Genomic DNA, 23,390 nt, shown 5'->3' on the forward strand with positions numbered 1-23,390 from the left:
CTGCATGGCGAGCAGCGTCTGTTTGAGACTCATTGGACTGTGTGGGCGTTTGGGAGCGGATGCCTGGGCGCGGGCGTCCGCTTGGATTCGGTAGAGGGTTTGCTTTGCGAGCATCCATCGTTGCAAGGTTGGGGGCCCCGCAGCGAAAGCGGTCGATCCGTATTCTGACTACCCAATCGAATCCGTCCACCAAGAAACGTCCTGGTTGAGTTCCTCGCCTAGTGAGAGGAAGGCTTCGGAATCCTCATCAAGGTATCCGTCCTGATCCAAGAAGAAAATCTTGCGCCGATACGCCTCAGCCATCGTAAGCAGCATCGAAGCGAGGGACCCGTACTCGACGGGATGATCAGGCTCGTCGATCATGAAGTGGACAATTTTCCCATTCCGCGATGACGTGCGAGAGCAAGTGACAACGTAAAAATCGCCACCACCATCTGCAAACAGTGGAAACCACTCGCGGTCCCATCGTTCGTTTCCAACGAAGTTGTTATAGCTTGCGAGCCCTTCCTCGAGAGAAAGCATGTAGAAACCCGGAAACAGGTATATATGGCCCAGCTTTACACCATCACTGTCTGTGCCGTTACGCCATTCGTAGAGTGATGAGAGTTGATCTCCGGGAAAAGGAAGGCCCAGCTTCGAAAATTCCCCTCGCGTAACGCCGGAAGGGACACCAGGCTGCAGACGGCGAAGGAACTCCAATCTTCCGAGTTCTTCGTTGCCGAGGATAATTTGCCGTAGGGCAGAAGTGAGGTCGCTCATCATGGTCCAAAGACTACATCGAACGGCTCGCCGTCCTTGATGCCGTTGGATTGGAAAAATCTACTCAAAACGCCCCCTTGATAGTTCTGTTCGCTGGTTGGGACTGCGCTGACGCAGGAACCCGCTCCGCCCTGGCTACTGCACGCAAACGGGTATTCGTCAAGGGACTGCCCCTTCGGCGCTCGCTCGGCGCCCTTTAGGGCTTCTCTGCGGTTTTGAAGGCGCGCGTTTCCTGTTACTCGGTTGAGTCGCGTGGGCGCTCCATCGGAAACAGCTTGATCGAAGTTTCGCGCTAGTCCCGGCGCGCGACCCCGGCTGAAGGTGACTTGCGGAATTTCCTTTGCACCTTGTGTGAGACCGGTTTCGGCGGCATCCGCTAGCCCCGTATCTGTTAGGCCCGACTCGCTAGCGACCGCCGCACTTCGGGCTGCGGCCGCGGCTCCTTCAGCAGCGAGTTCTCCGCCTACAAGTCCTGTGCCGGCGAGGCTAGTCTCGGGCGCAGCTATGCCGGCTGAGGCTATCGTCGCGACAGTGAGGAGAATAAGTGCGGCTCCCACACCAATTCGACGCCAAGTTTGGGCAGTTTGTGCCTGTGTTGCCGCGTTGCGGAGGTCTTGCGCGGCTTGGATTCGGTAGAGGGTTTGTTGGAAGCGTTGGTTTGCCTGGTTTTGGAAGTATTGCTGGGACGCGATTTGGGTGCCTTGGACGTTCGGGCGCCATGGTGGCGTCCAGGAGACGTAGGGGGCGGGTTTGCGTGGTGTGGCTTTGACTCCGTGCCAGGATCCCTCGTCATCCGAGAGGGCGAGGCCGATGTAGAGGCCGGTGGGGTCGGAGTAGTTGACGGGGTCGCCTTGGGCGTAGAGGTAGGGGGAGTAGTCGGTCTGTGATCCGGTGTCCAGGATGGGGTCGGGGGTGGTGAAGGTGCCGGTGACGGGGTCAAGGTCGCGGGCGCCGAGGTGGGTAAGGGTGCTGACGGTGTCGGCGAGTTTGCCGATGTAGCCCAGGGCTGCGTCGTACCCGGCGGGGTTGGCTGCGTTGGTTCCGACGCCTTTCACTGTTGAGGGGGAGGTGGCGTAGGCGCCGGTGCCGGTGGCGGATTGGGTGGGTCCGCGGGCGAGGCCGTTGGGGTCGGTGTACCGGGTGATGGTGGTGACTGCGGTGGTGCCGACGGAGGGTTGGAGGAGGGTTTGGGCGGTGTTGACGGTGGTGGGAAGGATGAAGCTGAGTTTGGTGGCGCCGTTGGCGGCGGTGCGCTGGGCGACGGTTTTGCCGGCGAAGCCGTAGGTCGCGGTGGCGGTGACGGTTCCGGTGGTGGTGGCGAACGCGGTGATGTTGCCGATGATGGCGGTGGTTCCGGTGCCGTCGGTGATGCCGACGAGGGTGCCGTTGGCGTCGTAGTACCGGTTCGCGGTGGTGGTTGCGGTCCCGGCTGCGGGAGCGGGGGGTGTGCCGGCGGTGGCGCCGGGGTTGGGGTTGGCGGGGATGTTGCTGGCCCCGGTAGCGGTGGCGGTGAGCCCGTCGGGGGTGTAGGTGAGGGTTTGGCCTGACCGGTTGGTCATCCGCCCGGCCGCGTCCCAGGTGAAGTTCTCGGTGACGGCGCTGCCGGTGGCGGGGGTGGAGGTGATGGTTTTGACCTGGTGCGGGCCGGGGGTGCCGGCGGCGGGGTAGGTGGCGGTTTCGGTGTTGCCGAGGGCGCCGGTGGGGCCGAAGCGTTTGGTCTGGGACCTGTCTCCGGCGGGCGTGTAGGTGTAGGTCTGGGCGTAGGGGGCGGGGCCGCCGAGCCCGGTGACGGTGGTGGCGGTGGGGGCGGTGGCGGTCCCGCAGGTGTGGGCGGAGGGTGTCCAGACAGCGGAGAGGCGGGAGGCGTAGTCGTAGGCGTAGCACTGGGTGTCTTCGGGTTTGCCGGTGCGGGCGCCGTAGAGCAGGTCGGTGGCTGTGAGCCGGCCGGAGGGGTCGTAGGTGTAGGTGGTTTTGCCCAGGTCGGTGGTGACGCTTTTGGCTAGGTCGGTGGTCGACTGGTTGGTGAGCCGGCCGGTGGTGGCGTCCCACGTGAAGTTGGTCTGCACCGTGCCGGTGGTGTCACCGCTGGGGTTGTTCAGCCCGTTGGCGTCGAATTGCTGGTAGGTGGCCAGGTGGCCGAGGTTGGTGTACTGCGTGTTGCCGGCGAAGGTGTCCCAGGCTGCGTTGCGGTTCGAGGAGGGCCGGTCGGATTCGTCGTAGCCCATGTACTGGCTTTCGGCGGCCAGGCCTCCGAGGGCGGGGGTGGCGAGGGAGCTGATCTTCCCGGTCTTGGTGTAGAGGGTGGTGGTGGTGTAGCTGCCGGCGAATTTGCCCAGCGCGGCGGGAAGGGTGACGGTGGTGGTTTTGGGCCAGTAGGCGGCGTTGTACCCGGAGACGGCGGTGGTGACCGCCTGGTCGTAGTTGGCCCCGTTGTAGCGGGTGGTGCTGCTGATCTGGCCTTTCTTTTCCTGGTCCCAGGTGGTGGTGGTCAGCGTGTGGGCGGTTCCTCCGGAGGGGGTGACGGTTTCGGCGGTGACCCGGTCCAGGGCGTCGTAGGTGTAGGCGGTGAGGTTACCGGCGCCGTCGGTGGTGCTGGCTTTGCGTCCGGATGCGTCCCAGGCTGTGGTGAGGGTTCCGGTGTCGGGGTCGGTGGCGCGGGTCTGACGGCCCGCGGCGTCGAAGGTCCAGGACCAGGTGTTGTTTGCGGTGTCCTTCATGCCGGTGAGTTGCCCGAGCGGGTCGTAGGTGTAGGTGCTGGTGTCCGCGGCCCCGGTGGCGGTGGTGCCGTGGTAGAGGACCCGGCTGGCGGTGGTGCCTTCGGCGTTGGTGATGACGGTGGTAGCGGAGGCGTTGCCGGGGCCTGTGGTGGTCGTGGTGTCCAGGCCGGTGTAGGCGAGATTGGTGGTCCATTGGACCTGGTTGTCGTTGGCCAGTGCGGTGACGGTGACGGGGCGTCCGGCCCCGTCGTAGTCATATTGGGTGCTCGAGGGCACGGCGAGGCCGGGCAGTTGGAGGGTGCCGGCGGGGTTGGGGCTGAAGTAGTAGGCGTTGCGGACCAGGCTGACGGCGCCGATCGAGTTGTAGAAGGTGTCGTGGGCGATGGTCCCGCCGCCGGGGGCGTATTCCTGTGTCTGGCGGATGCGGCCGAGTCCGTCGTAGATGCTGTAGGAGCTGTTCACGGCTCCGGAGCTGTTGATGTTGTCGTGCCGGACCCAGGACGGCGCGGTCTGGGAGATCTGGTAGGCGGTGCCGGTGGTTGGGGTGGTGTTCGAAGCCTGCGGGCGGGTGGGGTCCCAGAAGCCGGTGACGCGCCCGGAAGCGTCGTACCGGTAGGTGGTGGTGTTTGTGTTCGCGTCGGTGGCGGCGGTTTGCTGTCCCCGGACTGCGTCGTAGCTGGTGGTCGCGGTCCAGCCGAGCGGGTTGGTCACGGTGCTGGAGGTGACCGGCCCGGTGGCGGGTGTGTAGGCGGTGCTGGTCGTGCGGGCGGTGCCGGTGCTGGAGTCGGTGGAGCTTACTGCCCGGCCGAGGTCATCGAACGCGATGTCCGGTCCTTGCTGCCAGGCGGACACGGTGGTGCCGGTGACGGCGGTGGCGGTGTCGGTGCGGGCGGGGTTGCCGAGGGTGGGTGTGGTGTAGCCGGAGGATCCGGGGTCGGCGGACGTAGAGCCGTCGTAGAGGATCCGGGAGGAGGTGAGGAGGTTCCCTGCAGGGGAGCCGTTGGAGCATTCGCCGGCGTAGGTGGAGATGACGGCGGGCAGGGCGAGGAGGTTGGCGGCGGTGTTGTCGGCGTAGGAGGTGGTGCTGCAGCTGGCGTCGGCCCCGTTGACGGTGGAGTCGCCGGTGTTGGAGGTGGCGGCGGGCCGTCCGAGGGAGTCGAAGGTGGTGGTCGTGGTCACGGTCCGCCATCCGTTGCCGGTGCTGGACGCGGTGCGGGTCATGACCTGTCCGGTGCCGGTGTGGCGGGCCTGCGCTGCGCCGGTGCCGGCGCTGCCGGTGGCCGTGGGGGCGGAAGACCAGGGGGTGTTGACTTTGTCCGAGAGCACGGTGGAGGTCTGGCCCAGGTAGCTGCGGGCTTCCAGGAGGGTCCCGGCGAGCCAGGGGGAGTCGGTGACGTTGGTGCCGTCGCTGGCGGTGACCGTGGTGGCGTTGGTTCCCCCGCTGGTATCCGAGGGGGTGCCGTCCAACCCGCGCAGGTAGGTGTTGATAGTGGCCGGATTGGCCGTGGTGTTGCCGGTGGTGGTTTTGATCTGGGACCAGCCGGCTAGCACCGACCAGGTGGCCTGGGACCCGCTGCTGTCAGCCACATATTTCGGTCCGTCGTAGGTCCAGGCGGGGGTGCCGAGGTATTGGTACTGGGTGAGTTGGTCGGCGCTTCCGTCGCCGCCGGGGCCTGCGCTGGTGGCGACGGAAGCGACGGGGTAGATCTGGAAGTAGTCCATGCGGGGTGCCTGGATGATGGGCACCGTTGGGGTCCACCATTGCGGGAAGCAGCGCAGGGTGTTGGTTTCCGGGGCGGCAGGCAGGTTGGTGGGGCTGCATTCCGGGGAGGTGTAGGTGACGGCGATGACGGCGCCGGTGTCGGTTTTGATGCTGGAGATGCGGTACCGGTCCAGAGGCGCGAGGCCGTCTTTGACCCAGACCCGGTTTTGCAGGGTCTGTCCGCTGAAGACCACGGGCGGGTCCTGGATGGTGCCGCCGGTCCCGGTGGCGGTGTTCGCGCCCTGGTGGTCGAGGGAGCCGAGCCACAGGGCGGGGCTGGTGCCGTCACCGGGGTCGGGCATGGAGTGGTGCAGGGTCCAGATGTCGGCGTTCTGGTAGGTGCCGGTGACGTTGGTCTGGGAGGTCACGGTCAGCAGGCGCTGGTCGGAGTAGAACGTGGGGGAGTACACGGTGCAGGGGCCGGCGGCGGGGCAGGCGTTACCGGAGGGGATGTCGTTGCCGACGCTGCAGTCCACGCCGGTGCACCGGCCGGTGTAGGCGAGAACGACCCGCTGCGGTGCGGGGGCCGCCAGTTCCGATCCGGCGCGCATGCCGTAATCGATGCGGGTGAGCCTGCTGGCCCGCACATAGGTTTTCAGGTCCCCGGTTCCGGCCTGCGTGGAGTAGGTGTTGGTGTCCTGGGTGTAGTAGTAGGCCTGGCTGTTGCCGTGCACGTCCACCACGTAGTCCAGGTTCCAGGCGTACGCCTGGGAGCACAGCGACGCGGCGAAGGACCCGGCGGCGCAGGGCTGGGATCCCGTGGCAGCGCCGACGGGCACGGTGTCGGCCGAGTTCGTGGTTTCCTGCCCGGCCGCCCAGCCGGGCAGTTTGTTGCGGCCAAAGAAGTACTGGGTGCCGGACGTGTCGGTGAGTTTCCAGTAGCCGCCGTCGTAGGTGCCGTTGCTCCCGGCCGCGGTGAGGTACTCGATGCGGGTGTTGTCATCGGACTGCAGCCGGTAGGTGCCCGTAGCGGCGTCCCTGATGACCAGGCCGGAGCGTCCACCGAAGGAAATGGTGAACGACTGGCCGCCCGGGTTGCCGCACAGGTCGTAGGAGTTCTGCACACCCTGGTCCATGCAGGGGGAGAATTTCTGCCGGATGCTCCCGGCCCCGGCCAGAGCCCACCCGTCACCGACGTTGGAGGCCTGGTTGTTCGTGGAGCTGGTCAGCCCGTCGACCCTGGTCGAGTCATACGACAGGGACAGGGACGGGGTCGGGCCGGCGGGTGCGCTGCGCAGGGTGAACGGGTAGGCCCAGGTGAAACCGCCGGTCTGCCCGGGTGAACCCCACGCCCCGGCCGAGACACCGGGGACGGCTTTGAAGTCACCGGTCCCCTGGTCCGTTGACGATGTGGTGGTCGTTGATGCGGTTGCCATCGGCGCCGCCGTCGTGGTGGTGCCCGTCGTCTTCGCCGGGACCGGTTTGGTGGAGGTCGTCTTGGCCGCCGGGGCCGCGGGCCTGGCCGCCGCCGGTGAGCCGGTGTTCCCGGCCGCTGGTTTGACCGGTTGAGTTGGCATGGCCGGTTTGGCGGGCACGGTTGGTTTCGGGGTGGTCTTCGGAGCTGCAGGGGCTGCCGGTTTGGGGGGCAGGGGGGCGCCGGTGACGGTGGCTTTCCCCGTGCCGGTCACAGCGGCGTGGCGCAGGGCCGGGTCGTGGCCGGTCAGCAGCGGCCGGGTCCTGGGCACCGGCGCTGTTGCCGGGGTCCAGGGATGGGAGGGAACGGAGGATTCCTGTGTGGCTGCCGGTGCCGGCGCCGCTTCGGCCTGCGGGAGCGGGGGCAGCACGGTGAACCCTGCTGTCGCTGTCACCACGGCAGTAGTAATGACCGATGAGAGGACGCCGCGGGTCCCGGTGGCGGGACGGTTTCGGCGGTGCATCATTTCAGGACTCCGAACTGCCCTGCGACGGGGCCGGATGTGAGCTGCGACTGGGCGTTGGCGAACGCGCTGGAACTAAGGACGTTCTGGGTGAAGACGGGCCGGAGGATTTGGCCGGTGAACTGGTTGGTTCCGGACGTGTCTGCCGCGCCGAGCAGCACGGGCTGGGTTGACGGGGCGGCCAGGGGGGCGCCGGCGAAGGCGTAGGTCCAGGTGGAGGTGTAGCCGGTGGTGGTTTGGGAGATGCGCAGCTGCTGGTTGGCCTGGTCATAGACGGCTGTCACGTAGTACCAGGTGCCGGCGCTCAAGGCCGGTCCTGCCACTTCCGTGGGAGGGGGAGAGCTCGCCGCCCCCCAGGTTGCCAGCTCCGCCGTGCTGGCCTTGATGCGCAGGCCTCCACCTGGGGAGGTGCTGTCGGTTCCGGCCATCTGGGTGATGAGGGACTGGAAGGGTGTGGTGCCCGTCGTGGACGGGCATACCCAGGCCGCAACGCTGAAACTCTTTGAGGTGTCAACGGCCCAGGCGGTTTCGGCGTAGTCGCCGGGGTTGGTGAACTGGATCGCGGGCGCGGTTCCGTCCGCGTTGGACGGGTCTCCGGCGTCCTGGCAGGCGGTCTGTGGATTGCCGCCGAGGGTGGCGACGTCGACCCTCGTTGCCCCGTGGAGCGTGAAGGGCAGCACGGTTCCCTGCACCGTGGGCTCCTTACCAACCTGCAGTACGTACTGGTAGGGGTGCGGGTTGTCGCTGCTGTTCATTTCCGTGGCACTGACATTGCCTGCCTTGTTGTAGGCCCACGCGGTGACCGCGGTCGTCGCGTCCAGGGCTGTGACGTGGACTGTGGCGTGAAAGCCGTCAGAGGGGCAGACAACAACGAATTCCCGCAGCCGCTTTCCACAGGTGGCGTCGGTAGGTGAGAGATCGGAGGGGAAAGTCTCGGTCGTAGTGCCGCTGGTGACCGCGTAGATGAAGCCTGTGACGGCGAGTTTGTCGGGGTTAGTGTTGGTGATGGTGAAGTCGTAGCCACTCTTACCGACGACGCCGGTGGAGTCGGTGCCGTCGGTGGCGTCGGTGGCAACAATCGGGGATCCGCTCGCCGGAGCGACCACCGGGGTGGTTGGTGCCTTTGTGTCGATCGTGAAATTGAACGTCATGGTCCCTGAGGCCACCCCGGAGGAGTCAACCGCCTGGGAGCGTAACTGGTAGGCGCCGTCCGGCAGCGTCGACGGTGCCGCCCAGCTGGCTTTTCCTCCGGAGCCCGGCACTGACACCCGGGTGCCGGCGCCGTACTCATGCGTGCCGCCGGCGGTGTAGACGTCGAAGGAAACCGAGATGTTCCCGCCGGTGCTGCCGTCCGGGTCCGAGGCAGAGACGGTATATGTGGGTTGCCGGTAGCGGGTCAGGTACGTAGATCCTGCCGCCCACGCGGTCCCGGACCAGAGGCCCCCGCTGATTCCGTAAATGCCGGGCGTGTTCGGCGCAGTGTCGTAAGTGACGGCGAGCGTGGCGGTATTGGAGAACCGCTTCCATCCCAGCGAGTCGGACTCGTTGTCGGCGCGCAGACCCACGGTCCACTGCGGGGAATTAGTCAGCCAGCCCTTCGTGCCGGCCATATCGAAGCCCACGGTCGCCGCCGGGCAGCTGGAGCTGTATCCGTGGGCGATCGTGTTGGAGTCAGTCTGCTGCATCCAGGACGGCTGCGCATTCCAGGTCGTGCCGGTGCCCACCCCTCCGGTCACCCACGCCGAAACGGGGGTCGCGGTGCACGACGAAGACCACGTTTCCGTGGTGTCCAGGCGCGCGCTGAGAATCGTTTTGCCGGACAGGGCAGAGGAAACGAACTGGTAGAAGCCGCGGGCGACGTGGCTGACTCCGTCGGGGGCCCACGACGCGGGCAGGTACCCGACATGGACGGTGGAATCCGTGTACTGGCCGTTCCAGTAGTTGGTGGTCGGGTACGCGCTGTCAACGTACAGGTAGGAGGTGCGCGACGCGGACCAGTCCGGGTCCACGTAGATCGGGTACTGGATGCCCGGGGTGCCGGTGATTTTGTCCATCCCGAACACCTGGGACTGCTGTCCGTCGTCCGTGCCCAGGCTCAGCGGGAACGGACGTGTGATGCCGGGCCCGCCGGGATCCGTGGCTGACGCGCCCGGTTGGGAGGAGTCCCACCACTGGGCCTGCATGGTGCGCAGCGCAACCTGGCCGGTGTCGGTCCCGGTCGCGGTCAGCCCGCCCGTCCCGTCGGGGTTGATCACGGCGTTGGCGGCGTTGATGAGCACGTGCATCTGTGCCACCCGCGGGTCCGCTGCTGCTGCGGCGGACCGGATGCGCAGGACCTGGGAGACGCCGGTGTCGTGGGCGACCTGGATGAGGTCCACCCCGGGGAGCACGGACGGGTAGGTGGCGGTGTTGCCCGAGACCACCGGGGCCGGCAGGGATCCAAAGGGCCAGGACTGGGTAATGGTATGGCCGTGCTTGTCATCCAAGGTGGCCATGGTCGTGGCCCCGCCGGATGCCAGGGCCAGCGCCACCGGGACCATCTTCGGTGTCAGCACGGGGGCGCCGTTGTCTGAGGACGGCGTCAGGTCGGTGGAGATATCCGCCCACCCGGTGGAAGTTTGCATGCGCACCGGGGAAGAGCTCACGGTCCGGGTGAAGGTGCCGTCCGGGTGGGCGACCGTGGTTTCCGTTGGTGTGGTGTCTGCAGGTACCGCGACGTCCTGGCCCGCCGCCACGGCCTGGGCCGCCGCGGACGTCTCCGGGTCCGGGGCCGGCGCCGCCGTTTCGGAGGCCACACTGGCCGGTGTTGCGGCGTTCGCGGCGGTCACACCGGCGGATGAGGCGACGAGTCCGCCGCAGAGAACCAGGCTAAAAAGTGCGCGGCGTGCCGCGGCAGAACCAACCCCCATGGAACCACTTTCAACAGAAGAATTCAGGTCCCAGGGGAAGCGAACAATGCCAGTTGCCCCCAAACACTGACTTGCTGAGAGAAACGTAAACCCGAAACTGGGTTTCCACAAGCAACTATCTGGAAAATCATTCGGTTGCTGTTATGTTTGCGTGCATTGGGGCGCTGGGGATGGTGCTCCCTCGCGCAGACAGGAGCATCGCCTTGAGCGAGCCGTCACAGCAACAGCACTCCTATCCACAGCCTTCCTCGCTCCCGACGCCAGGGCCCGCAGACCCGCAGCCCTGGCCTTCAGTCTGGCCGCAGCAGCCGGGGCAACCAACTGCGTGGGGGCCACCCGGATGGCATGCTCCGTACGAGGGAGGCGCCGGCGCCTTGGACCCAGCGACGGCCGCGCGCTCCCGCAAGCTCCGCACCTGGGTCGGCGTCCTCGCGATCATCGTGGGAGTTTTTGACCTCTTCGGCACGGCGGTCCTCGCCATGGTGGCCGCATCGAACCAAAGCTCCCTGTTCCCCGCGGCATCAGGCGCCCCGATCGTTGTCCTCGGCACCGTTCAGGGACTGGCCTACATTGGTATCGGCATATGGTCCCTGGCGACCCGCAGGACAATCAGCCGTGGTCCGCTCGTGGCCGTCCTCGTGCTGACCAGCATCGGTCTTGTGCTGGGCCTGTTCGATGTGGCGGCCAGCATCGCGAGCGGGAGGATGCCCATGCTCGGCTCCTACGTCCTGATCGTGGTCCTTTTCGCACGGGCCATCACGGCCCTGCGCCTCAAGCCCATCCGAACCATGTACACGGGGCCAACCACCAGCCAACTTCGCTGACTGGCGCAACGTCCTCACTCGCAAGCACCGGCCGGGATCGGCTCACCGCCGTTAGCCGACCCGGGTTTTCATGCCGGCCTGCGACGCCCGACTCGTCGGCTTTGGCACGGGGTACAGGCTGTCAGGTTGGGGTGTAGCCGTATCTGACACCGCTTAGTGGCGTCGGTGAGGAGCAGTTTGCGCTCACTCGTGTCGTCGCTCTCGCTCGGTGGCGCAGCGGCCTGGTGTTCGGGTGCCTGCACTTCTACGTCTTCACCGGGCTCCCGGCGGCCCTGATGGCGCAGCCGGCATCAACCGTGCTCGGTTGGGTGATCGGCGCCCTGTACCTGCTGTCCCTCCGCAGCTTGTGGGCCTGTGTCACCGCTCACCTGCTGATCGACGCCGTCCTGGAACCGGCACTGCTGCTCAGCTTTATCCACCGACGGGCCAAGTCAAAGCGGGTGTCGTACAACCGTTACGAGGCTGACTGACTCATGAGGAGATCCAATTCAGAGTCGTGCCCGGATCATGTCTGCGCGCGATAACGCCGACGGTCAATGGAAGACACCATGGAAGTCACCGCGGGGTGACAGCAGGCAGGTCATAAAGAAGGGCGCACCATGTTGTCGGTACGCCCTTCTCCTGTGTTCAACCAAGTCTTACTTGAAGGCGTCCTTGACCTTCTCGCCGGCCTGCTTCAAATCGCCTTTGGCCTGGTCTGCGCGGCCCTCGGCCTGCAGGCTTTCATCGCCCGTGGCTTTGCCGGCGGCTTCCTTGCCCTTGCCGCCAACCTTCTCGGCAGCGTTGTCAATCTTGTCGCCTAGTCCCATAGCGTTTCCTCCTCTGGTTCGGCGGCCGACCTGTACGGCCGCGTCTATCCTAAGCATGCTTAGAGTCAGGTTTCCACTAGGACTGATCCCGGGTTGCCCCGGGTTTCGTTGACCCGGGGTTGGCCGCCGTGAGCGCGTTGCGGCTAATTGCTGCATCTTCGACGGGCGCACGCCTTTCCGCCGTCGTTGCGTCGCTGCCGGCGGTAAATCCTTCGATCCAGGTCGTGGGCGGCATCGGGATTCACGCCACAACCGCAGCTGACATCGGCGAGCCCACCGCTTCCGTGGACTTCACCCGGGCCGAGGAAGACCTGCTCCACTGACTTTCGTGTGATCGCAGGCTGCGGCCCTTTGGTCCGTGGCCTGTCGCGTTCTGTGCGGGCGCCGATGCCAGGCAGCAGCGCCGGGTTTTACGCGATCTGTTTGAATGTGCATCCGCGGCAGATTCGGGCGGGGGCGAAGCTGACGGTTCGGGGTTCGTCCGGGATCGTACGCCGGCGCAGTGTCCGGGGGCTTTTGGGTGTTAGCGGCCGGCCGGGGCGGCGCGGAGGGTGGCGTGACGGGGTCGACCAAAATTTTTAGGGGGGCCATAATTTTATTATGCGGTACGCCTCATTTCGGTCGGGAGAACGCAGGCAAGAGCGGGAGTGGGACGGAGGTTTTGGGGAGGCGGCGCGGACGCGTGACCGCGCGCTGATCGTGGCTGCGCGGGCGTCCGGGCGGCGTTCGAGGCTGTTGTGGCTGTTGGCGGGGCCGGGGATCCTGGCGATGCTGGGTGAAAACGACGGTCCGAGCATGCTGTCCTATGCCGCGTCCGGGGCAGGGTACGGGATGGGGTTTTTCCTGCCGTTCACGGTGTTGCTTTTTCTCATGGCGTATCTGTGTCAGGAGATGAGCATGCGGGTGGGTGCGGTGACCGGGCGCGGCTTCGGCGAGTTGGTGTTCGGCCGTTACGGCCGCGGGTGGGGGGCGTTCGGGGCCGTGGATCTGGCTTTGACGAACCTTGTGACTCTGGTGGCTGAGTTTGTGGCGATCCGGATCGGCTTGTCCTATTTCGGGTACGGGGCGCCGGTCGCGGCGTTTCTGGGCTTGTCCCTGGTGGTGCTGACTGCTGTATTGGGCCGGTACCGGCGGTGGGAACGTACCGTGCTGGGCCTGGCTGCGTTCAATGCGCTGTTCCTTCTCACAGCGGTGCTGGTGCGCCCGGATCCCGCCGCCGTAGGCCGGGCGTTGTTGTCCTGGGCTCCGCTTCCGGCCGGGGACCCGGTCACCGTGCTTTTGTTGTTGACCTCGACCATCGGGGCGACCGTGACCCCGTGGATGGTGTTCTTCCAGCAAAGCGCGTCCGCCGACAAGGGCCTGACCCGCGCAGACGTCGGTTACGGGCGGGCCGAAACCGCGCTCGGTGCCGCGCTGGCGGCCCTGTTCGGGGCCGGTGCCTTGATCACCGGCGCCGTCCTGGCCGGTCCCGGCGCCGCGTTTGAGAGCGCCGGCATGCCGTGGGCACTTGATCACGCCGCCGGGCCACCGGTGGGTGCCCTGTTCTCCCTGGGCCTCATCGACGCCGGTGCTGTGGCCCTGCTAACGATTTCCGCCAGTACCTCCTATGCCGCAGCCGAATGCCTGGGCCTGCCCCACAGTTTCAACGCCGCTCCACGCCGGGCCGTGGCCTTCCACGCCGTGAACATCGCTTCAGCGGCCGCGGCCGCATCGGTCATCCTCATTCCCGGGGTTCCTTTGCTGGCGATCGCGCTGAACGCCAACGTGCTGGCCACCGTGTTACTGCCGGTCACCCTCGTGTTCCTTCTCATGCTGGCCAACGACCGGGAGCTGATGGGCTCCTCGGCCAACAAGCCTTCCACCAACGTGCTCACCGGCGCTGTGATCGTCTTCATCACCGTTTGTGCCGGCGCCTACGCCGTCACAGCGTTCCTCCAAGCCACGCACCTCATCGCCGCACCATGACCGAAAAAGGAGACACCATGCACGATGACGGCCACGAAAACGACGGCGCTGAGCGCAGCGCCCCGAGTGTTCCCGGCCGGGAACCGGAGACCGGATACACCGTTTCCGGCCCGGTACCCCGTGCCCGGCTGAGCCGGGGGACCCGTGCGGGTTTGTGGGGCCTGCGAATTTTCGTCATCATCCTGGCCGGCATGGTCGTCTACACCTTCATCGCCAACCTCGCCAATTCCTAAGCGCCCCGGTTCGTCGGCCGGATCCCCGTTAAACGGATACTCCTGTGCCGCCTTGTTGGTTCGTGCGGGGCTGCCCGGCGGTGAGGTGAGCCTTCTTTAGGTAACGCTTTCCTTGCTGGCGCGCGTGGCGCCGGTGATGGTTGTTTGGGTGTATGGAATCCGAGACTTCTCTTCAAGCGCATGCCGACGCCGAACCGCAAGGCAAGGACCTCTCGTCGCGGTTGAACTGGCTTCGCGCAGGGGTGCTGGGAGCCAATGACGGGATCGTGTCGGTCGCTGCGATTGTGGTGGGTGTCGCTGGTGTGAGCGTCGCCCCCGGACCGATCCTGACCGCCGGTATGGCCGGCCTGGTCGGAGGGGCGGTCTCGATGGCCTTGGGCGAATACGTCTCGGTCAGCAGCCAGAGCGACAGTCAGCGGGCCGTCATTGAGCGCAAACGCCGCGAACTTGCCGAGCAGCCGGAGGAGAAGCTCTCGGAGCTGGCCCGGGCCTACCGGCGCAAGGGATTGAGCGAGGACACGGCCCGCACGGTGGCTGAAGAACTCACCGAGAGAAACGCCCTTGAAGCGCATCTGTCCGTCGATCTGCACGCTGACGAAGATGAGGTCGTGAACCCGTGGCACGCGGCGTTCGCTTCAGCGATCAGCTTCACCCTCGGCGCGATCCTCCCCTTGCTCGCGATCCTCCTGCCGCCGGAAGCATGGCGTGTCCCGGTCACCTTCGCTGCCGTTCTCGTGGCGCTGGCCGTCACCGGCGGCGTCGGAGCGCACCTTGGCGGCGGTTCCCGGGGCAGGGCTGCCCTCCGCGTTGTCATCGGCGGCGCCATCGCCCTCGCGTTCACCTTCCTCGTCGGGCGCCTCCTGGGAGCAGCGGGCGTCTAAACACCCGCGACGCCGCCCTCACCTTTGGGCGGGTCAGGGGGCGGCGCTGCGGACGCCTTTTTCGACTCTTTCGCCGAGTGCGGGGTCGACGTTGCGCCAGTAGTCGAAGGCGCGGAGGAGCACTGGTTCGCTGACGCCGTCGAGGAGGTGGCCCACGATGTTGCTGACGAGCCGGTCGCGGGCGGCGTCGTCGAGCACTTCGCGGACGAGGGTTCCGGCCTGGCCGAAGTCGTCGTCGTCGCGGTGCAGGGTCGCGGCTGCGTGGATCATGTCGCCGTCGGCGTGCCACCCCGCGGGTTCGCCGAAGCGTGCGGTGTCTGCGCTGGGGCCGCCTTTGGAGTTGGGGGCGTAGACGGGGTCGCCGGGGTTGTGGTGGCGCATGTGGCCGTCTTTGGAGTACGAGCGGACTTCGGCGTTGCGGGGGGCGTTGACGGGAAGCTCGTTGTAGTTGGCGCCGATCCGGTACCGGTGGGCGTCGGGGTAGGAGAACATCCGGCCGAGGAGCATCCGGTCCGGGCTGGGGCCGATCCCGGGTACGAGGTTGCTGGGTTCGAACGCGGCCTGTTCTATCTCCGTGTGGTAGTCGCTGGGATTGCGGTCCAGGGTCATCCGGCCGACTTCGATCAGCGGGTAGTCCTTTTGCGAAATTGCTTTGGTCAGGTCGAACGGGTTGAACCTGTAGTCCTTGGCTTCCTCGAACGGCATGATCTGGACTTTCAGAGTCCAGCTCGGGTTCTCACCGCGGGCGATCGCGTCGTGCAGGTCGCGGGTGTGGAAATCGGCGTCCTTGCCGGCCATTTCATCGGCTTCGTCCTGGGTGAAGAACTCGATGCCCTGGTCGGTCTTGAAGTGATAGCGGACCCAGAATTTTTCCCCTGCCGCGTTTACCCACATGTAGGTGTGGCTGGAAAACCCGTCCATGTGGCGCCAGGTGCGCGGGATGCCCCGGTCTCCCATCAGCCAGGTCACCTGGTGTGCTGATTCGGGGGAGAGAGTCCAGAAGTCCCATTGCATGTCGTGGTCGCGCAGGTTGGTGTCGGCGCGGCGCTTCTGGGATCGGATGAAGTCCTGGAACTTCATCGGGTCCCGCAGGAAGAACACGGGGGTATTGTTGCCGACCATGTCGTAGTTGCCCTGGGTTGTGTAGAACTTGATGGAGAACCCTCTGGGATCCCGCCATGTGTCGGGGGTGCCGCGTTCACCAGCCACGGTGGAGAATCTGATCAGCATTTCGGTCGAGCGGCCGGGCTGGAAAAGGTCCGCTTTGGTGTAGGCGCTGATGTCGTTCGTGACCTCGAACCGCCCGAACGCGCCGCCGCCCTTGGCGTGGGGCTGGCGTTCCGGGACCCGCTCCCGGTTGAACTGGGCCATTTTTTCGATCAGGTAGTGGTCCTGCAGCAGCAACGGTCCGTCCGGGCCGAGGGTGAGGGAATGTTCGTCACTTGCGACCGGAATTCCGGCGTTGTTGGTGGTGAAATTTTCATCGGACATGATGCTGTCCCCCGTCTCAGGGCCGTCTCGAACGTCTTGGGAAGTTACGTGTCTTGGAAAGTTACGGATGGTGCGCCCGGAGGCGAAGCCCGGGCATTCTTATCCCACCGCGCGTCCTGGTGTCCCGTCAACCCCTCCCGGTCCCCGGGCAGGGGTGCGGACCGGTACCGCACCCGGCGGGAGGTTGCCTCGAGGGGTGACCGTGCGGAACAAACGGGGCCGTGCGGGGTCAGGCGATGCCGGAAGCGCCGAGCAGCCGGCCGATGATGAAGGTCGCGGCCAGGGCCAGCGCGCCGCCGACGACCACTCGGACGGCGGCCCTGGTCTTGGAGCCGCCGCCGATGTACGCGCCGAGGCTGCCGGTCGCGGCCAGAGCCAGCAGCACTGCGATGAAAGTCGCCGGCACCCGGAATGCCGGCGGGGGAAGAAGGATGGTCAGCAGGGGAAGGACAGCACCGATAAGAAAGCTCAGCGCGGAAGCGAACGCCGCATGCCAGGGGCTGACGACCTCGTCCTCATCCAGGCGCAGCTCAGCGGAGAGGTGCGCGGCCAGGGCATCGTGATCGGTCAGTTCCTTCGCGACTTGCCGCGCGGTGTCCGGGGACAGGCCCTTGGCCTGGTAAATGCCGGCCAGTTCGGCCAGCTCTTCCTCGGGCTGTTCAGCCAGTTCCCGGCGTTCCTTCTCAATCAGTGCCCGCTGGCTGTCGCTTTGGCTGCTGACCGAAACGTACTCTCCCAGCGCCATCGAGACCGCACCGCCGACCAGGCCCGCCATGCCCGCGGTAAGCAACGGGCCGGTGTCGGTCGTGACACCGGCGACACCGACCACGATCGCTGCTACCGACACGATCCCGTCATTGGCGCCCAGCACTCCGGCGCGCAGCCAGTTCAGCCGGGAAGAAATGTCCCCGCGGTGCGGCTCGTCAGGGTGCCCGGGCATCTGCTCATCGCTCATACGCCAACAATGCCACTGCCGTGTCCGCCCTGCCACCCAGCCCGCGGGTGCCCGGGGGCCGGTGGCGGGTCGCGGCGATCGAGACGAAGGTGACGGCGCCGGTCACTGAGGGGAGCGTTCATCGCGGCGGAACCGGGTCGGCAGTCCATCGCATTCACGTCTGCCCGGGGATGCCGCGCACGCTGTTCACAAGCTGCCGGAACAGTGATCGGCGCGCGGGGCGGCATGGACGCGCCCGGCTCCCTGCAGCGATACTCCGTGCCGCCCGCGGTCCCGAAACCCGTTGTTTCAGTGCAGCGGCCGATACCGCCGGGTGTATAAAGTACCCGAAGGCACGACGAGGCCGTTGTCTTGTCCGGAACCCCCGAGGGCTGCGGCAGCCCGAACCATTGGAAAGGAGCCTCCGTGCTGAACGAACATTTGCACCCCGTATGGGCGGCGGCGGCACGCTTGGAAGCCCTCCACTGGGAAACCGACCGGGTCAGCGCCCACCTGCACTCATCCATGCGGCAGGCCCTGCAGGCAGGTGAAACCCTTGAGGACGTTGCCGGGGCTGCGAACCTGACCGAAGTACAAGTCATCGCCCGCGCCGGCCTGAGCATCACCGACCTGCCCTCCGTCGCCTTCGCCCCAACGGACACCGGCACAGCCACCGAAGAAGATCCGGGCGCCCCCGCGGCCCTCGAACCAGCCTAGGAACGCCGCTCCGGGCCGGGCGCCACCCGTCCCCGGGCTACCTTCGTCAAATGCACCGGAGTCCTTCAGCGCATCCATGCTGCCGGCCGCCGCGGCCCTGCGGGCCAGCTCCTCCGGCAACACCTCACGGGGATCAGTCATAGCCACAATGATTCTCCAATCAACCAGCAGCTAGCAGCTACAGCCCTCCTCCACAAACAATCTGACACCCTCTTCGCGCCGGGAGCTGATGGGCTCCTCGGCCAACAAGCCTTCCACCAACGTGCTCACCGGCGCTGTGATCGTCTTCATCACCGTTTGTGCCGGCGCTTACGCCGTCACAGCGTTCCTCCAAGCCACGCACATCATCGCCGCACCGTGACCGAAAAAGGAGACACCATGCACGATGACGGAGAAAACGACGGCGCTGAGCGCAGCGTCCCGTGTGCTCCCGGCCGGTCACCGGAGACCGGATACACCGTTTCCGGCCTGGTGCCCCGTGCCCGCCTGAGCCGGGGTGCCCGTGCGGGTTTGTGGGGTCTGCGGATTTTCGTCCTCATCCTGGCCGGCATGGTCATCTTCAGCTTCATCGCCAACCTCGCCAACAGCTGACCACGACAATCCACCAGCCGGGTCCGCTTGGGGTGGCCATCGGGGGGCCGCAGGGGAGACCGGTGGGGCGGGTTTGACAGAAAGCCTGGTCAAGGACGGCATCCGGGTGTCACCTGCAGCCCGGTCCGAGGTGCTGGCCTTTTCCTGGCGGCCACGGCGGCCGGGCCCGCGGCGGAAGAGGTAGGGTTCGACAGGGCCGGGTTGCCCAGCCGGGTTTCTTCAGGAAGGGATGCTGTGACTGTGACGGAATCTTCTGATTACGCCAACGATGAGAGCCATGAGCTGGCTGGGGCTGTGGTCAGCCGGGTCTTTTATTCGGTGCGTGCGGATGCGCTGAGCTCGCCGGTGACGTTCGGTGACCGGGCCATGGCGGTTGAGTATGCCCGTCATTGCAGCGCGGCCGGGGCCCGGGGCGTGATCCCTGCTGCTCCGGGTCCGGTGCAGGTGGAGATCCGTGCCGAGTACCGGGTCCGGTCCGGCAGGGTCACTGAATACACGGTCGAGGTCTTCACCGTCACCGCTTGAGGACGTTGTCCGGTTCGACGGCCGCTGCTGAGGTGCCGTGTCGGCTGTCGGCTCTCAGGGTGCCGGCAGTGTGTTGTGTTGGGGTGGCCTACCGGTGGCGGTGCCGGTAGGTGATGAGTGCTGCTGCGACTACCGTGAGGGGCAGGACCGGTTCGTGCCAAATGATGCTGCCGAGGCATCCGGCGGCGAGGACGGCGAGCACGGCCATAGCGGTTCGGGGGTCTTTCGTGGTTTCCCGGGGGCCCGGGAGCGGCGGCGGGACAGCGGGCGGTTCCTGGGCGGGTGGTATTGGCGGTGCCGGTCTGGGTGCGGGAGCAGGTGTGTCTTGCTCATTGATGAGGTCGACCAGGGCCGCGGGCACGCCAGTGAGGCGGGCGATCTTTTCCGGGGGCAGTCCGCGGGCCAGGAGCCGGGGAACAAGAAGTGTCCGAAGGCTGAGTCGTTCACCCGGTAAAGGCCGGTGTTCTGTCCGGTGCATCGTGTTCTTCTTCGGGGCGGGTGCCGCGTGTTCAACGGCGCGGTTTCTTGTTCTGCGGTGCGCGCCCTGTTCCACCGTCCGCTGTTTAGTGGCCGGAGGGGGTGGGGGTTTTGTTGTCGCCGGGTTCGTCGGGGGTCCGCGTGCGTCGGTGTGGTTCGCGGCGCGCCCAGTCTTCGGGGATGGCGGCTTCGAGGGCGTCGTCGACGGTGATCACGCCGAGGACGCGGCGGTCGGGGTCGAGTACGGGGAGGGTCAGGAGGTTGTAGTCGGCCATGGTGGTGGTGATGTCGATGACGTCATCGCTGGGGGTGGCGGTGATGGGTTCGGTGTCGATGGTGTCGGAGAGCAGTGCGGCGGGGTCGCATTGGAGGGCGCGGACCAGGTTGATTGCTCCGGCCAGGGTCTCGTCGGGGTGCAGGGCGTAGATGGTGGTCAGGGCTTCGGGTTGCCGGGCAGCGGCGGAGCGGATTGCTTGTAGGGCGTCGGCGATGGCGGCTGTGGCGGGCAGCGCGATGTAGTCGGTGCCCATGAGTCCTCCGGCGGTGGCGTCGTGGTAGCCGAGCAGGGTCAGGACTTTGGTGTGCTCGGCGGAGGGAAGCAGCGCGAGGATGTCTTTGCGGCGTTCCTGGGGGAGGTCCATCAGGGCGTCGGCCGCGTCGTCGGCGCGCATGTGGGAGAGTATGTCGGCGACTTCAGCGTCGGTGCGGTCTTTGAGGATGCGGGATTGGCGGTTCTCGTCGAGCTCCTCGAACACGTCCGCTTCCAATTCCGGGTCGGTGTGGACCTGGGCGAGGAGTTCTTGTTGTTCCGGTTCGGTGGATTCTTCGATGATGTCGGCGATCTGGGCGGGTTTTAGCTGGTTGATGCCGAGAAGACGTGCGCGGGCCTGACTGGATTCCCGGTGGCCGATCAGGGGCAGGAAGCTCGTCCAGCCCCTGATGGTGTGCCCTTCATGGTTGCGGTTCAGGTGCAGCCATGAGCGTTTATGCACGTCGAGGCCGGTGACGGCCCACCCTTCGGCGGTGTCGCTGAGCTGTATGTCGTAGGCCCTGACCAGGCTCGTCTGCTCGGTGTCGACGAGCCTGTGGCCGCGGACGTCTTCCTTGAGCAGCACTTCCCCCTCCCTTCGCTGGAAGGCGCGAAGGTCCAGGCGCGCTGTGCGCAGGCGCACGCGGGCGGGTTCGATGGCGGTGATCTCGGCCATCGGTACGTAAACCCGGCTGTCACCGACGCCGAGAACCAGACCTGTCAGCAGCGGTGAGGAATGATCGCGCAGGCGCACGATGAGGTCCGTGAGGGTGCCGATACGGTTGTCTTTGGCATCGATCACGGGCCGACGCAGCAGGGCCGAAAGCAGGATGGACCCGGTGGGTTCGGGGAGGGTCATGAGGAGCCTTTCGCGGACGGGGGTGACTGGGTTGCCCTGGGTCAAGGATGACGCGTCGCCGGCTTAGCCGCCAAGGGAGAGCTGTACGATGCGGACGATTACGAGAATCATCGCGATGAGCAGGTAGGTGCGCAGCACGGACAGTCCGGCCCTGCGGGCGGTGGAGAGCTTCGGTGCTTCCAGCAGCGTCAGCGGGGGCATCCGCCAGTGCGTACGGCCGGAACGGTCCACGGCCTCTGTCCTTGCACGCGGACGGACCTTAAGCGTGATCAGGTATCCGGCCGCCCCGAGGACGCAGCCGCCGGCTCCGCTGAGCAGGATGGTGATGATGGCCGCCCCGGTGAGGCCCGGGAAGAGGACCCCTGCGGTGAGCACGATGGAAAGAATGACCAGGACGGCGATCACGAGGGCGGTGAAAATGTTCATTGCTTTGCCGTTCACCCACGGGCCCAGGACTTGCCGGTCATTGCACAAAAGCAGCAGGAACACTGTCGCGGAGGGCAGCAGGACACCGGCCAGGACCTGCACTCCAACGGTGAGCAGACCCAGAGGGCTGCCCGGGATGAGGACAATGACGGCGGAGATGAGCAGGATCCCGGCGAACACGGCGTAGAAACCCTTGGCGTCGGAGACTTTGCGGTGCAGAGAGTGCTTCAGGCCCAGCACGTCACCCAATGCATAGGAGGTGGACAAGCCGACCGCCGCCGCTCCGATGATCGATGCGTCGATCAGGGCGATAGCGAACAGCACGCCGGCGGCCTTGCCGACGTATTTGCCCAACCCGACAGCAACACCTTCGGCGTCAGTGAAGTTGCTGAATTCGGGGCGTCCTGCGAAGGTGGCGGCGGTGAAGGCGATGATGGCGCCTGCACCGACGATGACGATGATGATGCCGATCCACAGGTCGGCTTTTTCGTAGTTGATGTAGCGGGGAGTGATGCGCTTGTCGATCAGGTAGGACTGTTGGAAGAACAACTGCCAGGGCGCGATGGTGGTGCCGACGATGCCGATGATGAGCAGTGTCACGTCGGAGAGGGAGGCTCCTGCCGGTATGCCGGGGATTACGAAATCGTGCGTGATCTGGCCGAGGGGAGGGTGGGCCATGACGATGATGGGGATCAGCAGCAGCGAGCCTGCGACCAAGGTCAGGCAGACTTGTTCGAAGCGTTTGAACGAGCCGGTGGAGGCTGCGGCGATGATGACCACGGCCGCGACAGGCACACCGGCGATCTTGGGGATTCCGAGGTAGTCCAGGCCCAGGCTGATGCCGATGAATTCGGTGACGATGGTCAGGGCGTTGAGGATGAACAGGTCGATGACGCTGAATGCTCCCCAGAATTTTCCGAACCGTTCAAGGATCAGCCGCGCGTGACCGACCCCGGAGACGATGCCGAGGCGCAGTACCATTTCCTGGTTCACGTAAATCACCGGGACCAGCAGCAGCAGAGTCCACAGCAGCGCGGTCCCGTAGTTCTGTCCGGCCTGTGTGTAGGTTCCGAATGCGCCGGCGTCGTTGTCTCCGACCATCACGATCAGGCCGGGGCCGATGACTGCCAGCAGGGTCTTGATCCGTGCTTTCCACCCGCTGCGCGGGGATTCGTCGTTGAGGCGGATGGTGCCGAACGCTCCGTGGATGTCGCCCACGTGGGCCGAATCGAGGGCGGCCGCGCCCGGCGGAGCAGTGGTGCTGTTGTCAAGGTGCTTGCTCATTATTACCGGCTTTCTGCCCGGGTTTCGGGCACGCGGAAGTCGCGGAACGAGGCCGCCCGGAGGTAACCGGAGGCGGCGGGATAGGGAAGGAGGGACTTACGCGTCCCGGGCAGATTCCTGCGCGGACGCCGACTGGAGGCAACCATTATCACCGTCGGTCATGACGGGTCCTCACCTCCTGCAGCCGAACGACATGCCGCCAAGGGAGCGCAGGACAAGAAAGCCTGCGGGCACCCCTCCTCGTAAGACCTTTGGCACTCCACGGCGTGAACCCGGGAAACCCGGGAGCCAATCGGGGTATCCCCTTAGTCCGGGGAAACCTGTCCTGACCCGGGGCGTCTCTCGACGGGAGGGGTCGCTGGCATGTATCCGTGAAGGAGCCTCAGCTAACGAACGGCACCTTGCACAAAGACTATAACCCCGCGCAGAAGACCCTGGAAAACCAGGCGAGCCGGTCTTTACGCTTCCTTGACGTACACGCTAACCGTCACCGTTCCCAGCGCCTCCACCCCGATCATTGGCAAGAATCCGGACACACTCCGTTCGCCCGGAATGCGCAAGTGAGCAGTCGGCAGGTTGAGGTGCGGCATCCAGTCCGGGCAGCAGGCGCGCCCGGGACGCCGACGCAGGATGCTGAGGTCCGGACAGGAGCAGGACGAGCCGCCGATCCCGAACGGGTCACCCTTTGGGCAGTTCCTGTGCCGCCTTGTTGGTTCGTGCGGGGCTGCCCGGCGGTGAGGTGAGCCTTCTTTAGGTAACGCTTTCCTTGCTGGCGCGCGTGGCGCCGGTGATGGTTGTTTGGGTGTATGGAATCCGAGACT

At 66.0% G+C, this 23,390-nt stretch carries 18 protein-coding genes and 1 riboswitch; of the genes, 10 read left to right on the top strand and 8 right to left on the bottom strand.

The genetic code is table 11. The features are described 5' to 3' along the window. Positions 1 to 168 precede the first annotated feature (168 nt). The 3 genes from KIH31_RS15670 to KIH31_RS15680 all read right to left on the bottom strand — a co-directional run bounded on the left by KIH31_RS15670 (position 169) and on the right by KIH31_RS15680 (position 10,024). Entirely contained in the window at positions 169 to 762 is a 594-nt protein-coding gene (locus tag KIH31_RS15670) for an SMI1/KNR4 family protein (RefSeq protein ID WP_214428064.1), read from the bottom strand. Then, entirely contained in the window at positions 759 to 7,049 is a 6,291-nt protein-coding gene (locus KIH31_RS18430; protein ID WP_214428065.1) for an RHS repeat-associated core domain-containing protein, read from the bottom strand. The genes KIH31_RS15670 and KIH31_RS18430 overlap by 4 nt, the downstream gene beginning before the upstream one ends. Before the next feature lie 65 nt (positions 7,050 to 7,114). Beyond that, the gene (locus KIH31_RS15680) at positions 7,115 to 10,024 is read right to left on the bottom strand and encodes a hypothetical protein (RefSeq protein ID WP_214428066.1); all 2,910 of its coding nucleotides are present in this window, start codon (positions 10,022 to 10,024) and stop codon (positions 7,115 to 7,117) included. Positions 10,025 to 10,398: 374 nt separating this feature from the next. Between KIH31_RS15680 and KIH31_RS15685 the strand changes: the two genes are divergently transcribed. Continuing rightward, positions 10,399 to 10,848, top strand: a complete 450-nt coding sequence (locus tag KIH31_RS15685) for a hypothetical protein (protein WP_214428067.1) — start codon at positions 10,399 to 10,401, stop codon at positions 10,846 to 10,848. A gap of 143 nt (positions 10,849 to 10,991) precedes the next feature. Beyond that, the gene (locus KIH31_RS15690) at positions 10,992 to 11,318 is read left to right on the top strand and encodes a CPBP family intramembrane glutamic endopeptidase (RefSeq protein WP_284676036.1); all 327 of its coding nucleotides are present in this window, start codon (positions 10,992 to 10,994) and stop codon (positions 11,316 to 11,318) included. Positions 11,319 to 11,486: 168 nt separating this feature from the next. On the opposite strand, the gene KIH31_RS15695 is transcribed toward KIH31_RS15690, so the two are convergent. Then, positions 11,487 to 11,657 (bottom strand): CsbD family protein, encoded by a 171-nt coding sequence (locus KIH31_RS15695; protein WP_214428069.1) that lies wholly within the window; start codon positions 11,655 to 11,657, stop codon positions 11,487 to 11,489. A 128-nt stretch (positions 11,658 to 11,785) separates the two neighbouring features. Here KIH31_RS15695 and KIH31_RS15700 point away from each other — a divergent pair, with 128 nt between their 5' ends. From KIH31_RS15700 to KIH31_RS15715, 4 genes are all read left to right on the top strand, one after another. Then, complete coding sequence (locus KIH31_RS15700) at positions 11,786 to 11,980, top strand: hypothetical protein (RefSeq protein WP_214428070.1); 195 nt, start codon at positions 11,786 to 11,788, stop codon at positions 11,978 to 11,980. A 472-nt stretch (positions 11,981 to 12,452) separates the two neighbouring features. Beyond that, positions 12,453 to 13,622: an NRAMP family divalent metal transporter gene (locus KIH31_RS15705; protein ID WP_284676037.1), complete on the top strand. Its 1,170-nt coding sequence runs from the start codon at positions 12,453 to 12,455 to the stop codon at positions 13,620 to 13,622. Between the two features lie 17 nt (positions 13,623 to 13,639). After that, complete coding sequence (locus KIH31_RS15710; RefSeq protein WP_214428072.1) at positions 13,640 to 13,855, top strand: hypothetical protein; 216 nt, start codon at positions 13,640 to 13,642, stop codon at positions 13,853 to 13,855. 152 nt (positions 13,856 to 14,007) lie between these two features. Next, a complete protein-coding gene (locus KIH31_RS15715; protein WP_214428073.1) occupies positions 14,008 to 14,736 on the top strand; it encodes a VIT family protein in 729 nt (242 codons plus the stop codon). Between the two features lie 33 nt (positions 14,737 to 14,769). Here KIH31_RS15715 and KIH31_RS15720 read toward each other — a convergent pair whose 3' ends face one another. Both KIH31_RS15720 and KIH31_RS15725 read right to left on the bottom strand, forming a co-directional pair. After that, the gene (locus KIH31_RS15720; protein ID WP_214428074.1) at positions 14,770 to 16,227 is read right to left on the bottom strand and encodes a catalase; all 1,458 of its coding nucleotides are present in this window, start codon (positions 16,225 to 16,227) and stop codon (positions 14,770 to 14,772) included. Positions 16,228 to 16,456: 229 nt separating this feature from the next. Continuing rightward, the gene (locus KIH31_RS15725; protein ID WP_214428075.1) at positions 16,457 to 17,182 is read right to left on the bottom strand and encodes a VIT family protein; all 726 of its coding nucleotides are present in this window, start codon (positions 17,180 to 17,182) and stop codon (positions 16,457 to 16,459) included. Between the two features lie 405 nt (positions 17,183 to 17,587). Here KIH31_RS15725 and KIH31_RS15730 point away from each other — a divergent pair, with 405 nt between their 5' ends. From KIH31_RS15730 to KIH31_RS15740, 4 genes are all read left to right on the top strand, one after another. Further along, positions 17,588 to 17,878 (top strand): hypothetical protein, encoded by a 291-nt coding sequence (locus tag KIH31_RS15730; protein ID WP_214428076.1) that lies wholly within the window; start codon positions 17,588 to 17,590, stop codon positions 17,876 to 17,878. Positions 17,879 to 18,107: 229 nt separating this feature from the next. Further along, entirely contained in the window at positions 18,108 to 18,239 is a 132-nt protein-coding gene (locus KIH31_RS18340; RefSeq protein ID WP_284676033.1) for a hypothetical protein, read from the top strand. 17 nt (positions 18,240 to 18,256) lie between these two features. Further along, positions 18,257 to 18,469 carry a hypothetical protein gene (locus KIH31_RS15735; RefSeq protein WP_214428077.1) on the top strand — a complete coding sequence of 71 codons (213 nt, stop codon included), beginning with the start codon at positions 18,257 to 18,259 and terminating at the stop codon, positions 18,467 to 18,469. 240 nt (positions 18,470 to 18,709) lie between these two features. Continuing rightward, complete coding sequence (locus KIH31_RS15740; RefSeq protein WP_214428078.1) at positions 18,710 to 18,994, top strand: hypothetical protein; 285 nt, start codon at positions 18,710 to 18,712, stop codon at positions 18,992 to 18,994. 563 nt (positions 18,995 to 19,557) lie between these two features. Here the strand turns inward: KIH31_RS15740 and KIH31_RS15745 are convergent. Together KIH31_RS15745 and KIH31_RS15750 are read right to left on the bottom strand one after the other, a co-directional pair. After that, on the bottom strand, positions 19,558 to 20,859 hold the full coding sequence (locus KIH31_RS15745) for a magnesium transporter MgtE N-terminal domain-containing protein (RefSeq protein ID WP_214428079.1): 1,302 nt from the start codon (positions 20,857 to 20,859) through the stop codon (positions 19,558 to 19,560). Positions 20,860 to 20,922: 63 nt separating this feature from the next. Then, a complete protein-coding gene (locus KIH31_RS15750; protein ID WP_214428080.1) occupies positions 20,923 to 22,569 on the bottom strand; it encodes an NRAMP family divalent metal transporter in 1,647 nt (548 codons plus the stop codon). Between the two features lie 229 nt (positions 22,570 to 22,798). Beyond that, positions 22,799 to 22,970: riboswitch (M-box (ykoK) riboswitch) on the bottom strand. Between the last annotated feature and the right edge of the window lie 420 nt (positions 22,971 to 23,390).

This window comes from Paenarthrobacter sp. DKR-5, assembly GCF_018531425.1.
Taxonomy (GTDB): Bacteria; Actinomycetota; Actinomycetes; order Actinomycetales; family Micrococcaceae; genus DKR-5.

Bases quoted from the DNA above. Each gene is read 5' to 3' on its own strand.
- KIH31_RS15670 (WP_214428064.1), bottom strand. From the start codon at position 762: ATGATGAGCGACCTCACTTCTGCCCTACGGCAAATTATCCTCGGCAAC.
- KIH31_RS15680 (WP_214428066.1), bottom strand. From the start codon at position 10,024: ATGGGGGTTGGTTCTGCCGCGGCACGCCGCGCACTTTTTAGCCTGGTT.
- KIH31_RS15695 (WP_214428069.1), bottom strand. From the start codon at position 11,657: ATGGGACTAGGCGACAAGATTGACAACGCTGCCGAGAAGGTTGGCGGC.
- KIH31_RS15705 (WP_284676037.1), top strand. From the start codon at position 12,453: ATGCTGTCCTATGCCGCGTCCGGGGCAGGGTACGGGATGGGGTTTTTC.
- KIH31_RS15710 (WP_214428072.1), top strand. From the start codon at position 13,640: ATGCACGATGACGGCCACGAAAACGACGGCGCTGAGCGCAGCGCCCCG.
- KIH31_RS15715 (WP_214428073.1), top strand. From the start codon at position 14,008: ATGGAATCCGAGACTTCTCTTCAAGCGCATGCCGACGCCGAACCGCAA.
- KIH31_RS15720 (WP_214428074.1), bottom strand. From the start codon at position 16,227: ATGTCCGATGAAAATTTCACCACCAACAACGCCGGAATTCCGGTCGCA.
- KIH31_RS15725 (WP_214428075.1), bottom strand. From the start codon at position 17,182: ATGAGCGATGAGCAGATGCCCGGGCACCCTGACGAGCCGCACCGCGGG.
- KIH31_RS18340 (WP_284676033.1), top strand. From the start codon at position 18,108: ATGGGCTCCTCGGCCAACAAGCCTTCCACCAACGTGCTCACCGGCGCT.
- KIH31_RS15735 (WP_214428077.1), top strand. From the start codon at position 18,257: ATGCACGATGACGGAGAAAACGACGGCGCTGAGCGCAGCGTCCCGTGT.
- KIH31_RS15745 (WP_214428079.1), bottom strand. From the start codon at position 20,859: ATGACCCTCCCCGAACCCACCGGGTCCATCCTGCTTTCGGCCCTGCTG.
- KIH31_RS15750 (WP_214428080.1), bottom strand. From the start codon at position 22,569: ATGAGCAAGCACCTTGACAACAGCACCACTGCTCCGCCGGGCGCGGCC.